Consider the following 12,250-nt stretch of genomic DNA (forward strand, 5'->3'; position numbering starts at 1 on the left):
GAGGCTACACCCAGAGTGAGCGGCGAGCAGCGTGAAGTCACGGGTTCGACCCTTCACCAAGACGCTCCATCGGCACTCGACCTCAGCGCACCTGATGGACGGTTCAAGTCTGGAACATGCAATGACGCGGGGGCGCACGGGCATCCCCCTGCCTCCAACTGCCCACTACTGCTCACTTGAGTGGCATTTCCGCGAGCCATCCCACGCCGTGGGGCATCCAACCGCCCGCGTCCCGGGCCAGGCATCGGGCACGCGGACGGAAACCCACACAGCGAGGAACAGCAATGACCAAGGCGTACAAGGGACGAGAGATCCGCTTGAAGTCCCGCCCCCAGGGCGAGCCCACGCGGGCCAACTTCGAGCTGACGGAGGTGAGCATCCCCGAGCCCGCGGAGGGTCAGCTCCTGGTGCGCAACCACTTCATGTCCGTGGACCCGTACATGAGGGGCCGGATGAACGACGCGAAGTCCTACGCTCCGCCCTTCCAGCTCGGACAGGCCCTGGGTGGAGGCACCGTTGGCCAGGTGCTGCACTCGCGCTCGCCCGACTTCAAGGAAGGCGACTTCGTCGTCGGCAGTGGTGGCTGGTGTGAGTACAACGTGGGCGACGCGAAGGGCTACGCCAAGGTGGACCCCAAGCTGGCGCCGCTCCAGGCCTACCTCGGGGTGCTCGGCATGCCGGGCCACACGGCCTACGTGGGCCTGCTCGACATCGGCAAGCCCGTGAAGGGGGAGACGGTGTTCGTGTCCGCCGCGGCGGGAGCGGTGGGCGGGCTCGTCGGGCAGCTCGCCAGGCTCAAGGGCTGCCGTGTGGTGGGCAGCGCCGGCTCGGACGAGAAGGTGAAGCACCTGCGCGAGAAGCTCGGGTTCGACGAGGCCTTCAACTACAAGTCCGGGCCCACCGCCGAGGCCCTGGAGCGCACCTGCCCCGAGGGCATCGACATCTACTTCGACAACGTGGGCGGCGAGCAGCTCGAGGCGGCCATCGGGAAGATGAACAACTTCGGGCGCATCGCCCTGTGCGGAGCCATCTCCCAGTACAACGCCACCACGCCTCCCCCTGGCCCGCGCAACCTCTTTCTCGCCGTGACCAAGCGCCTGACGCTGCGCGGCTTCATCGTCTCCGACCACCGCGACCAGTTCCCCACCTTCCTGCGCGACATGTCCGGCTGGCTGCGCGAGGGCAAGGTGAGCCTGGAGGAGACCGTGGTGGACGGCATCGAGCAGGCCCCCGAGGCCTTCATCGGCCTGCTGCGTGGGCAGAACACGGGCAAGATGGTCGTGCGGCTCGCTTCCTCGCCCACCTGAGCCCCTGCCTCTTCCCCTCCTGGCGCCCAAAAGGCGCTATAGAGTGCGGCCTTCCGTCGCCGCGATGATCCAGCTTCACGCCGTCCACCACCACTTCGGCGAGCGCCCCGTGCTCCGGGGCCTCGACCTCACCCTGTCCGAGCGCCGCATCGGCGTGGTGGGCGGCAACGGCTCCGGCAAGAGCACCTTCGCGCGGCTGCTCAATGGCCTGCTGGTACCCGAGCGTGGCCGTGTGCTCGTGGACGGGCTCGACACCCGCACGCACGCGCGCGCCGTGCGCCGCCAGGTGGGCTTCGTCTTCCAGAATCCGGACCATCAGATCGTCCTGCCCACCGTCGAGGAGGATCTCGCCTTCGGGCTGAAGAACCTGAAGCTGTCCCCCGCCGACATCGCCGAGCGCGTCACCACCGCCCTGCGGCGCTACGATCTGGAGGCGCTGCGCCACCATCCGGCCCACCTGCTCAGTGGCGGCCAGAAGCAGTTGCTCGCCCTGTCCGGAGTGCTCGTCATGGCGCCGCGCTACATCGTCTTCGACGAGCCCACCACGCTGCTGGACCTGCGCAACCGGCGCCGCTTCGCCCAGGCCATCCACGAGCTGCCCCAGACAACCATCGTCGTCTCCCATGATCTGGAGCTGCTGCGCGACTTCGAGCGCGTGCTCGTCTTCGACGAGGGCCGGATCGTCCACGACGACGTGCCCGCCACCGCGCTCGACGCCTACGTGCGGAGCATGGCATGAGCCTCGGCCTCTACGTCCACCGCGCCTCCCCCGTGCATGCCACCCCCGCGGGCGCCAAGATGCTCGGCCTGCTCGGGGCGGCCATCGCCCTGCTGCTCTTCTCCTCGCCGCCCGTGCTCGCGGCGGCGCTCGCCACCACCCTCGGCCTCTACGCGCTCGCGCGCCTGGGCCCGCGCGAGCTCGCCTTCGTCCTCCCCCTGTCCGCCTGGGTGCTCCTGCCGCTCTTCGTGCTGCAAGGCGTGCTGTCCGGCTGGGACACCGCCACCCGGGCGGTGTTGCGGCTCGCGGTGCTGGTGCTGCTCGCGATGCTCGTCTCCCTCACGACGCGCGCCTCGGATCAGCTCGACACGCTCCAGCGCGCCCTGCGGCCCCTGGCCCGCTTCGGCGTGAGTCCCGCGCGCCTGGGCCTGCTGCTCGCCCTCACCCTGCGCTTCATCCCCCTGGTGGCCACCTGGGTGCACGAGGTGCGCGAGGCCCAGCGTGCTCGCGGCCTGGAGCACCACCCGCTGGCCGTGCTCGTTCCGCTGCTCGTCAAGACCCTGCGCACCGCCGACGCGCTCGCCGAGGCCATCGACGCGCGCTGCTTCGACGCCGAGGATCCTCCGTGAAGACCCGTGATCTCGTCCATGTCGCCCTGTTCGCCGCCCTCATGGCCGCGCTGGGGCTGCTGCCCCCGCTGACCCTGCCCGTCATCCCCGTGCCCATCACCGCGCAGACGCTGGGCGTGATGCTCGCCGGCTCCACGCTGGGGGCGCGCAAGGCGGGCCTGTCCCTGCTGCTCTTCCACCTGCTCGTGGCCGCGGGGCTGCCCCTGCTCGCTGGAGGCCATGGCGGGCTCGCCGTCTACCCGGGACCCACGGGCGGCTTCTTCGTGGGCTTCGTCCCCGCGGCCTTCGTCATCGGCTGGCTCACCGAGCGCGCCTGGCACCGGCTGTCCGTGCCGCTCGCCTTCGCCATCAACGTGCTGGGGGGAATCGGCGTCATCTACGCCGTGGGCATCCCCTGGCTGGCGGCCTCCGCGGGGCTGCCGCTCCCCAAGGCCGCGTGGGGCTCCCTGCTCTTCCTCCCCGGGGACTGCGTGAAGGCGGCCTTCGCCGCCTCCGCCGCCGTGACCCTCAAGCGGGCCTGGCCCCTGATCCAGCCCCCTCGGGCCACCGAGCCCCCCGCTCCCACGCCCTGACTCCGGGCCTCCTCCTCAAGGCATGGCCTTGGGCGCGGCATTGACCGCCTTGAACGTGTTGTAGCTGGTGATCAGGTTGCGGTAGTCGGGGATGTGATTCGAGAACAGGGTCCCCAGACCCTCGACGTCACGGCGCCAGTCGCGGTGCAGCTCGCAGGCGACGCCAAACCACGTCATGAGCTGCGCGCCCGCCTCGGACATCCGGTTCCACGCGGAGTGGCGCACCACCTCGTTGAACGTGCCGGAGGCATCGGTCACGACGAACACCTCGAAGCCCTCCGCGATGGCCGACAGCGTCGGGAAGGCGACGCACACCTCCGTCACGACGCCCGCGATGATGAGCTGCTTGCGTCCGGTGGCCTTCACCGCCTTGACGAAGTCCTCATTGTCCCAGGCGTTGATCTGCCCGGGGCGCGGAATGAAGGGCGCCTTGGGGAACTTCTCCTTCAGCTCCGGCATCAGCGGACCGTTGGGGCCGTCCTCGAAGCTGGTCGTCAGGATGGTGGGAAGCTTGAAATAGGCCGCGAGGTCGGCCAGGGCGAGCACGTTGTTCTTGAACTGGTCCGGGCTGAAATCACGGACCAGCGACAGCAGACCGGCCTGATGGTCCACCAGCAGAACCGCCGCGTTGTTGATGTCGAGACGGCTGTAGGGCTTGCTCATGATCTTGTCCTCGGTGTGCGCTTGATGCGCGGTGATGGCGTCAAAGAAAGGGTTGGGCGGGGTGTACGAAACCCCGATGGAGAGGGGCTGGCCCGCTGGACTGGCCCCCCGGTCAGCGACCGGTGAAGTGGATATACATCTCCAACACTTCACCCATAAGCCGGAACCCCTGCACACACTGTTCCATGCACGGGACAATGCGGTGACACCATCACCCCAGCCCGCCCCCTACGCGTCCTCGTCTTCGTCGCGACGTTCGGGCTCGGGCTCCAGGCGCGCTTGACGCTCACTGGCCCGCCAGGACGCCTCGGCATCTCCCGCGTGCACCCGCGCGGCGGCCTCGTCGTCCTGCGCTCCCGTCCACGTGGTGTGTCCTCCCGCGAAGCCCTCCAGCGGGCGTGACCCCCGGTGGGCCTCCACCTTCAAATCCTTCTCCTCCTGCTCGCGCAACCGCTGGCGCTCCTGCTCCCGCTCGCGCTGGTGCTGCCTGTCGATGGGTTCGTCGGCCATGGTGAACACCTCCTGCTCCAAGGTGCGGTCTCCCCCTCGCGCATGTCATCCAGTGGTCCGCTCGTCCGGCCGCTTCCCCAGCCAGAGAGCCCCTCCAGTACGGGAGCAAGGCGCGGGGCGGGGGTGTTGCCCAGAGTTCAGGTCGCGCCGGTGAGGCGGGATGACGAAGACAGGGACGACATGACCCCCCCTACCCGTATCGCGCGGAGAGGGGCTCGGGCCGTCTTCGCCTGGATGGGCGGAGCCGGAGCCGTGCTGCTGCTCGCGTGTGGAGTCAGCTTCTCGAAGGAATCGAAGGACATGCCAGGCAATGAAACGCGGGCGCGAGCCCCGCATGACGAAGCGAAGACCGGCCAGTTGCGCGCGCGCCCCCATCCGCCCACGGTGGAGGCGCCCGAGCGGGGCCTGAGGCCACTGGGGCTCGGCGCCAGACGCGACGGGCTTCTCTACGTGCCCAAGGGGTACCGGGAGGATCAGCCCGCGCCCCTGGTGGTGATGCTGCACGGCGCGGGAGGCAATGCGCGCCACGCACTCAGCCCCTGGCAGAAGCTCGCGGACGAGGCGGGCCTCCTGCTGCTCGCGCCGGAGTCCCGGGGCCCGACCTGGGACATCATCGCCGAGGACGACTACGGGCAGGACGTGGCCTTCATCGACCGGGCGCTGGCGTACGTCTTCGAGCGCTACGCGGTGGACCCGAGGCACCTCGCCCTCGAGGGCTTCTCCGATGGGGCGTCGTATGCCCTGTCCCTGGGAATCACCAACGGGGAGCTGTTCACCCACGTGGTGGCGTTCTCACCGGGCTTCCTCGCCCCGGCGGCGCAGCGTGGCGAGCCGCGGATCTTCATCTCCCACGGGGTGAAGGACGAGGTGCTGCGCATCGGACCGTGCAGCCGGCGCATCGTCCCGCGAGTGCAGGGAGCGGGCTACTCGGTGCTCTACCGCGAATTCGACGGACCCCACACCGTCCCGGAGGACATCGCCCGCGAGGCGCTGGCCTGGTTCACCGCCCGGTGAGGGGCCCGCCACTGCACTGCTCCGAGCGGCGGGAGGATTCCTCGAAGGAGGCGCCCTCCCCCGCCCGGGCCAGGGTCAGGCTCAGGGCGTGTAGGAGCCCTTGAGCGAAACACTCGCGTACGAGGAGTACGCGTACACCATGACGTAGATGCGGGTGGCCACGCTCTTCGCCGTGATGTTGCACGTCTCGGCGTTGCCGGACAGGTACGGACGGCAGTCGTACGAGGACGTGGTCGGCGTGGAGCCCGCCTTCACGTACAGGTCCGCGTCACCCGTGCCGCCGCTGATGGCGAAGGTCGACGCCCTGCTGGCCGGAACGTCCAGGTAGTAGTACTTCGCCGCGCCGGTGGAGGCCGAGAGGCCGGTGACGGCCACGCCGTTGGTCAGCGGGGAGGACGTCGGGGGAGGCACCACCACGCCCACGCCCACCGCGTTCCAGGCCGCCGTGACGGACGCGACGTCCGCCGTGGAGTAGCCGAGCGCCGTGGCGGCCTGCTCGGTGTACGTCTTCGCCTGGGCGAAGGTGGTGCTGGGCGTCATCAGGTCCACGTTGGCCTTGTAGAAGATGGCGCCCGCCTTCTGCACGCCGATGCCCGTCACGTTGATGGTCGACTTGCTACGCGGGTGCGTGCCGCCCTTGGAGAGCAGCGTGAAGGCCAGGTTGGCGATGCCCGAGCTGTAGTGCACGTCCACGCTGCCCGCGCTGCTGGTCCAGTAGTCCAACGAGGCGCCGTCCTTGGCCGGGTCGTACATGTAGCGGAGCGCGTCACCCGGGGTGGCCGGGGTCCAGATGTCGTCGCCCACCATGAACACCGCGTTGGTGGTGGCCCAGGTGCCCGAGGCGTAGCTCTCGCAGTAGGCGCCGAAGATGTCGCTCATCGCCTCGTTGAGGCCGCCGGACTCACCCGAGTAGGTGAGGTTGGACTCGCTCGAGGTCACCGCGTGGGTGAGCTCGTGCGTGGTCACGTCCGCGGACAGACCGAGCATGGTCGAGTTCACGCCGTCGCCATCGCCGTACACCATCTGGGTGCCGTTCCAGTAGGCGTTCACGTAGTTGGTGCTGTAGTGCACCGTGCTGGTGAGCGTGGCACCCGCGTTGTTGTACGAGTCGCGGCCGAAGTTGTTCTTGTAGCAATTGTAGGTGCCACCCAGCTTGTCGTAGTTCTGATCGACGTGGGTGTCGCCAATGGCCGCCTGGCCCTCGGAGCGCTTGAGCGTGCCCGGGGTGCTGGTGCCGTTGTTGGCCGAGTACAGCTTGCGGTTGAGCGCGGTGTGGATCTTCGAGTCGCGCCGCAGGATGGTGCCCTGGTACGCGTCCACGTACGTCAGCTCGTCGATGGGCAGCTCACGGCCCTCGCCCTTGAGCGCCACCTCGTAGGCCAGACGCAGCTTGCCCTCGGAGCGCACGTACACCAGCTCGGCGCGCCCGGCGGACAGGTGGCTGCCCTCGGTGTTGTTCACGGCGGCGAACCCGGCGGCCTCCGCGGAGATGCCCGGCTTGGAGGAGACGATTTCCCCGCCGCGCGCCGTCCCGTTGGCGCTGGTGATGGTGCCGTCCGGCGCCACGTGCAGGAGCAGCTCCTCGTTCACCACCCGCAGGCCATTCATCATCTGGCCGTAGCGGATGTGGGTGACGCCCTGCTCGTCCACGCGCGAGCGCTTCGCCACGAGGTCCGAGGCATTCAGACGGAACACGGCGGCAATGCCAGGCAGCGCGCCGCTCACACGGCTGTGCGCGTCACGTACCGCGAGTCCCTGCACGGCGCTACTGGCGGTGCCCAGCTTGCCGCTGATCATGAAGGGAAAGTCATTCTCCGCGCCGACAACCCTGGCGGAGGGCAGCGCCGCGAGCGAGGCCTGCACATCACCAAGGGACTCAGCGGCCTCGTCGAACTTCTGGGCGCCGTCGGGCAGCTGCGAGTTGTCGACCTCGCAGGCGGCGAGGGGAAGGGCGAGCAGCGCGGCGGCAAGGAATCGGGTGCGAACCAAGGGGCGGTCCTCCTGTCCAACTGCGGGGTGCTGTTGGACGCAGGACACATAAGCAGTTATCGGGCCAACCCATAACTCATTGGAATCCCTGCCATGAGGGTTTTTCCCCATGGCCGAGTGGAGCATGGATGTCTCACCGGCCCCGCTCCAAGATGTATGGGAATTTTGCATTGGCGGCGAAAAACAGCCTGATTCCAAATATTTTCGCCAGCGCACCACGACTGTCCTCAACTCAGACAGTCCCGCGGGAAATGAAGTCTGGTTTGACCCAGACGCCCGGTGATTGGAGTATACACGCATTCATTGTCAATGCAACCATTCCGCGCGCAGTCCGTGTGCGCTTGACTGACTCGCTTCATCGCGAGGCGCTCAGCAGCCCACGAAGCCCTGGCAGTAGGGAACGATGCCCAGCTCGTTCTGGATGGAGCCCAGCGGGGCGAACGCGAAGTTCCACGGCTCGGCGCCCGAGCCCCACATCAGACCCGTCAACTGGGCGGTGTTTCCGGACAGGAAGTACACCGGCGAGCCACTGTCACCCGGCGCGCCGTTCTGCTGGGGGCTGGTGGCGATGTAGTTGCAGAAGTAGGTGTGTGGCGTACCGCCCGAGTTGACGGTGGCACACGCCCACTGGATGGTGCCGCTCGTGGTGCCACTGGAGCGGCCCGTCTTGTAGACGACCTGTCCCTGCGAGGGATAGAGCACCTTGCCGGGCACATCCAGCCAGCTGGAGATGGACAGGTTGAAGGCGCCGGGCGTCATCGCCACGAGCGGGTTGACGGGGGTACTGGCGCTGAAGAAGGCGCTGTCACTGTCGCGGCAGATGCGCCCCGCGGGGCAGTTGCCCCCACCGCTGTAGACGGGATCGGTGGTCTCCGTGCCAGCCAGGTCCGGATAGACGGCCTGATAGGCGGGTGTGGACTCGACGCCGCCCTGCGTCTGGGTGCAGTGCGAGTTGGTGACGAAGCCGAGCGTGCCGCCCTGGAGCGCGGGGAAGCCGAGCGTGCAGTACTTGCCGGGCGTCTCGATCTGGATTCCTCCGTTGATGGGCCGCCAGCCGCCCTGCACGTTCGTTGGGAGGATGGGGCCCACCTCGACGATGTCGATGGCGTCGCGCGCCACCCCCAGCCGCTCGATGATCTTCTCGAGGCCCGAGCGCACCTCGGCCCGCTCGATGCCAATGGCGACGCGATTCGTCTTCTCATCCACGTCCGTGAGCACGACACCGGCCTGGGACAGAACGCTGGGGGTGATGCGCGCGTGCAGCGCCTTGAGCTGGGAGAAGGTGCGGGCCGCTGGCTCCGTCACCACACCCTCCGCCGGGATCTTCTCCTGCCCGAACACCGCGGCGATGGCCCGTGAGGCGGCCGGAGCCGCGGAAGCGTGAACCAGGCGCACGACGAGCTGACCTTTCTCGTCGTAGTACATGCCTCCGAAGCCGGGGACCGCGGCATCCACCTCGAGCAACGCGTCATCCAGCGTCCGCAGCCGCAGTGGACTGGAGGGCACGTCCGCCCGCGTCGCTACCGCCCGGGAGACCGGCACCACCTCCTCCGCCCGCTCGGACACGTCACCACAACCCACCCACCACAGCGTGGCACCCGACACCGCCACGCGAAGAATGCCTTGCTTCGACATGTGCTCTCTCCTTGGAAACGAGTGCTGCCCGTGACACCCACCCTCGAATTGTCTTGGTTTCTCCGCACACTGCTCACGTCGCGCTCATTGACGCACAGACAGACTTTCCATGTCTTTGAATACACCCTTCCCGGATCGAGCCCCGCGCCTCGCGAGGCGTGGCGGAGACTACGACGACCCCCTGACATGCCACGGACGGCGAGGAGACCTTCCCAGCCGCTCTGTGAGGCCATCGCCTGGACGATGGCGGATCAAGACGCGGCCAGTTCACTGGGTTTCGAGTTGGGAGCTTCACCCCGGAGGTTGATAGCGGAACTCTACCGCTCACGTCACCGGGGCAAGCTCATTCGCGGCCAAGAACGTCCGGACAACAGGCAGGCACGAGCGCGCTGTTTCACATTCTGTTGATCCAATGACAGAGTTCAAAACCCACAATGCTCGCATATCCCGTTCACGCCTCGACCCCCGCGTCTGTTCTCACCTCGCCGTCAGTGGAGCAATTGCTCGCCCACTACCCGAGCAACTCCGAGACGAATCAAAGGCTGCGCGAGTTGCATGCGCTGCTGACGTCTGCCCGTCCCCAGGCGCCGCTCGCGACGCGCATGGCCTGGTTGGAGGAGCTGGCCGGCTGGCTCCAGGCGCCAGGCGCCCCGCCGCCACGGCGCGGCCGGCTGGCCCCCGTGGAGTCCGCCGGCTCGGCACGTCTGCGGTTGTTGTTGGAGGTGCTCGGTGAGTCCTCCGCGTGGAGCAAGGCCGTACGCGGTGTCTTCGCCTCGGTCCTCTCGGAGACGTCGATGCTGCGGCTGCTCACCGATCCGGGCCTGTCCGCGGGCCGGGGCCTCATGGAGGACGCCCTGACGCGGCTCGGACAACGGCTGCTGCCCCTCGCACCGGACGAGCGGGATCTGGCGCCGCTGGTGTGGAACCTGCTCCCGGGTGAGAAGGGGCAAGCCTGGCTGGACGAGCTGTCCGCGGAGCACGTGGAGGCCCTCTGCTCCCTGCTGGGGGCGGAGTCCTTCGCTCCGTTGAAGGCGGCGGTGGAGGACGCGGTGGTCATCCTCGCCGCGCGCGTGAGTGCCCGCGGGCTGGCGAGCGACGTGCTGTCGCGGCTCGCTCCCGTGTCCCTCGAGCAGTCTCCCTTCGTCCACCTGCCGCGCGCGTGCGAGGCGCTGCGCATGGCGGTGCGAGCGGGCGCGGAGGCCTCCACGGTGGAAGCCAGACGGAGGGCCTGCGCCGAGGCCATCGCCGGCTGCCGGGCCGCCGCGCGGCAGGTGCTGTGCCACATGGATGAACACGCGGTGTGTATCGATCTCGTCTACCGGCTCGAGCAACTGGGCCACACGATCGATCGGCTGGAGTCGTTGCTCTGGCTGCTCGCCCCCGAGGAGCCCCGCTCCCTGCCCCGCGCCGCCACCCGGCTGCTCTCTTCCCTGCTTCAGGCTCACACCCGGGAGCGCGGCGTGGTGGAGCTCTTCCGCAGCGGCGTGCGCAGCATCTCGCGGCGCATCTTCGAGCACACGGGCAAGGTGGGCCGGCACTACATCACCACCACCCAGGACGAGTACCACCGGATGGTGAGCGCGGCGGCGGGCGGAGGATTGCTCACCGCGGGCACCGCCGCGCTCAAGCTGGCCATCACCTTCGCGGCGCTGCCCCTCTTCTTCGAGGGACTGGCCGCCGCCACCAACTACGCGGTCTGCTTCCTGCTCATCCAACTGCTCGGCTTCGCCCTGGCCACCAAGCAACCGTCCATGACCGCCGCGGCCTTCGCGGCCTCCATGGACGTGAAGGCGGGCGACAAGGGGATGCACAGCCTGGTGAAGCAGCTCGCCTGTATCACCCGCTCCCAGCTGGCCGCGGTCTTCGGCAACATCGGCGCGGTGGTGACCACCGTCACCCTCGTGGGGTGGGTGCTCCAGGCGATCCGGGGCCGGCCCCTGCTGGAGGTGCACGAGGCGGAGTACGTGGTGCGCTCGCTCCACCCATTCAAGAGCGCCACGCTCCTCTTCGCCGCCTTCACGGGCGTGCTGTTGTGGTGCTCGAGCGTCTTCGGCGGCTGGCTGGAGAACTGGGTGCACTACCGGCGCCTGCCCGAGGCACTCGCGCGCCACCACGGGCTGCGCGCCTGGCTGGGTGAGGATCGGGCCCAGCGGCTGGGTAGGGCCATCGCGCACCACGCGTGCGGCCTGGGCGCCAATGTCAGCCTCGGCCTGCTGCTGGGCATGACCCCCGCGGTGTGCCGGTTCTTCGGCCTGCCCATGGACGTGCGGCACGTCACGCTCAGTGCCGGCACGCTCGCCTTCGCCGGCGTGACGCTGGGTGCCGAGCGGCTCCTGGAGCCGTCCTTCCTCTGGGCGGTGACGGGCATCCTCCTGGTCGGAGTGTTCAACCTGACCGTGAGCTTCTCCCTGGGCCTCTCCGCGGCGGTGCATGCACGAGGACTTGCCCCGGTGGGCTTCCTGCGCCTGGCGTGCGCGGTCCTCACGGGGGGCATCCGCTCGCTCTCCGACTTCATCCTCCCTCCCCGCCCCCCGCTCTTGCCGGCGCAACCGCCCTCCTCGCGCTACAGCGTGCGCTCCGCGGAGCGCCCGCGCTCCCTCTCCGGGAAGCACGGCGCGGGGCATGAAGGGTACGAGCTGTCGGCGCTGCTCGCTCGGGAGCCGGCCCCGCCGGGCGGCTCGGGTCCCACCGCGACAGGCGGTTGAGCCGCGAGCGCGCCACTCCGGCAGGCCCTCCCGGGACGCGAGCGGCCCATGACTCCGTGGACACTCAGAACGGCTCGAAGCAGTCGTAGTTGTGCTGCGAGTAGATGCGGTGGTCACGGAAGGTGAGGAACACGGCGAACGATGCGCGCATCGTTCCTCCCGCTGGCAGCGAGCCCACCGGCACCTTGAGTGTGCCGCTCCATTCGAGCTCGAGGGCCACCTGGTCCCCCAGGGCCAACGCGTTCTTCACCTCGTAGCGTTGGGCGGACATCACCTTCTGGCCCCGCTCCCCGGCCTCGAGCAGGGCCCTCAGGTCCCTCGTCGCCCCCTGAGGGACGAGCCGGTTGGGGTACTCCCGCTGCGTCACCTCGGGGTGGAAGAAGGCGCTCAGCGCCTCTCCGGTCGCCCCCTCCTCGATGGCACGGAGGTAGCGGCGCGCGAAGTCGAGATTCGTCGTGGACATGCGTGTTCTCCCTTCATTTTCACAACCCAGGTTGTACAACCCAGA

At 68.7% G+C, this 12,250-nt stretch carries 11 protein-coding genes; 6 read left to right on the plus strand and 5 right to left on the minus strand.

All coding sequences use genetic code 11. The features are described from left to right. Positions 1–284 precede the first annotated feature (284 nt). Genes F0U63_RS30260 through F0U63_RS30275 form a run of 4 tightly spaced genes read left to right on the plus strand, consistent with a single transcriptional unit; the run spans position 285 to position 3,226 of the window. Complete coding sequence (locus tag F0U63_RS30260) at positions 285–1,307, plus strand: NADP-dependent oxidoreductase (protein WP_395835082.1); 1,023 nt, start codon at positions 285–287, stop codon at positions 1,305–1,307. A gap of 43 nt (positions 1,308–1,350) precedes the next feature. Then, positions 1,351–2,046: an energy-coupling factor ABC transporter ATP-binding protein gene (locus F0U63_RS30265; protein ID WP_395835084.1), complete on the plus strand. Its 696-nt coding sequence runs from the start codon at positions 1,351–1,353 to the stop codon at positions 2,044–2,046. Next, positions 2,043–2,654, plus strand: coding sequence for an energy-coupling factor transporter transmembrane component T family protein (locus F0U63_RS30270; protein WP_395835086.1), 612 nt, complete (start codon positions 2,043–2,045; stop codon positions 2,652–2,654). The genes F0U63_RS30265 and F0U63_RS30270 overlap by 4 nt, the downstream gene beginning before the upstream one ends. Further along, positions 2,651–3,226, plus strand: coding sequence for a biotin transporter BioY (locus F0U63_RS30275; RefSeq protein ID WP_395835088.1), 576 nt, complete (start codon positions 2,651–2,653; stop codon positions 3,224–3,226). The genes F0U63_RS30270 and F0U63_RS30275 overlap by 4 nt, the downstream gene beginning before the upstream one ends. A gap of 15 nt (positions 3,227–3,241) precedes the next feature. On the opposite strand, the gene ycaC is transcribed toward F0U63_RS30275, so the two are convergent. Together ycaC and F0U63_RS30285 are read right to left on the minus strand one after the other, a co-directional pair. Then, complete coding sequence (ycaC, locus tag F0U63_RS30280) at positions 3,242–3,889, minus strand: isochorismate family cysteine hydrolase YcaC (RefSeq protein ID WP_395835090.1); 648 nt, start codon at positions 3,887–3,889, stop codon at positions 3,242–3,244. Positions 3,890–4,117: 228 nt separating this feature from the next. After that, positions 4,118–4,399, minus strand: a complete 282-nt coding sequence (locus F0U63_RS30285) for a hypothetical protein (RefSeq protein WP_395835092.1) — start codon at positions 4,397–4,399, stop codon at positions 4,118–4,120. A gap of 300 nt (positions 4,400–4,699) precedes the next feature. On the opposite strand from F0U63_RS30285, the gene F0U63_RS30290 reads away from it, so the two are divergent. Beyond that, complete coding sequence (locus tag F0U63_RS30290; protein WP_395835094.1) at positions 4,700–5,413, plus strand: alpha/beta hydrolase; 714 nt, start codon at positions 4,700–4,702, stop codon at positions 5,411–5,413. 81 nt (positions 5,414–5,494) lie between these two features. Here the strand turns inward: F0U63_RS30290 and F0U63_RS30295 are convergent, their stop codons facing one another. Both F0U63_RS30295 and F0U63_RS30300 read right to left on the minus strand, forming a co-directional pair. After that, positions 5,495–7,402, minus strand: coding sequence for a M4 family metallopeptidase (locus F0U63_RS30295; RefSeq protein ID WP_395835096.1), 1,908 nt, complete (start codon positions 7,400–7,402; stop codon positions 5,495–5,497). 369 nt (positions 7,403–7,771) lie between these two features. Further along, on the minus strand, positions 7,772–9,037 hold the full coding sequence (locus F0U63_RS30300; protein ID WP_395835098.1) for a hypothetical protein: 1,266 nt from the start codon (positions 9,035–9,037) through the stop codon (positions 7,772–7,774). 434 nt (positions 9,038–9,471) lie between these two features. On the opposite strand from F0U63_RS30300, the gene F0U63_RS30305 reads away from it, so the two are divergent. Next, positions 9,472–11,742 carry a site-specific recombinase gene (locus F0U63_RS30305; protein ID WP_395835100.1) on the plus strand — a complete coding sequence of 757 codons (2,271 nt, stop codon included), beginning with the start codon at positions 9,472–9,474 and terminating at the stop codon, positions 11,740–11,742. Between the two features lie 64 nt (positions 11,743–11,806). Here F0U63_RS30305 and F0U63_RS30310 read toward each other — a convergent pair whose 3' ends face one another. Next, positions 11,807–12,205 carry a nuclear transport factor 2 family protein gene (locus F0U63_RS30310; RefSeq protein WP_395835102.1) on the minus strand — a complete coding sequence of 133 codons (399 nt, stop codon included), beginning with the start codon at positions 12,203–12,205 and terminating at the stop codon, positions 11,807–11,809. Positions 12,206–12,250: the final 45 nt, after the last annotated feature.

It is taken from the genome of Cystobacter fuscus (genome assembly GCF_044360685.1).
Lineage (GTDB): Bacteria > Myxococcota > Myxococcia > Myxococcales > Myxococcaceae > Cystobacter > Cystobacter fuscus_C.

Coding starts and splice junctions, on each gene's coding strand:
- F0U63_RS30260 (WP_395835082.1), top strand. CDS start 285: ATGACCAAGGCGTACAAGGGACGAGAGATCCGCTTGAAGTCCCGCCCC.
- F0U63_RS30270 (WP_395835086.1), top strand. CDS start 2,043: ATGAGCCTCGGCCTCTACGTCCACCGCGCCTCCCCCGTGCATGCCACC.
- ycaC (WP_395835090.1), bottom strand. CDS start 3,889: ATGAGCAAGCCCTACAGCCGTCTCGACATCAACAACGCGGCGGTTCTG.
- F0U63_RS30285 (WP_395835092.1), bottom strand. CDS start 4,399: ATGGCCGACGAACCCATCGACAGGCAGCACCAGCGCGAGCGGGAGCAG.
- F0U63_RS30290 (WP_395835094.1), top strand. CDS start 4,700: ATGCCAGGCAATGAAACGCGGGCGCGAGCCCCGCATGACGAAGCGAAG.
- F0U63_RS30300 (WP_395835098.1), bottom strand. CDS start 9,037: ATGTCGAAGCAAGGCATTCTTCGCGTGGCGGTGTCGGGTGCCACGCTG.
- F0U63_RS30305 (WP_395835100.1), top strand. CDS start 9,472: ATGCTCGCATATCCCGTTCACGCCTCGACCCCCGCGTCTGTTCTCACC.
- F0U63_RS30310 (WP_395835102.1), bottom strand. CDS start 12,205: ATGTCCACGACGAATCTCGACTTCGCGCGCCGCTACCTCCGTGCCATC.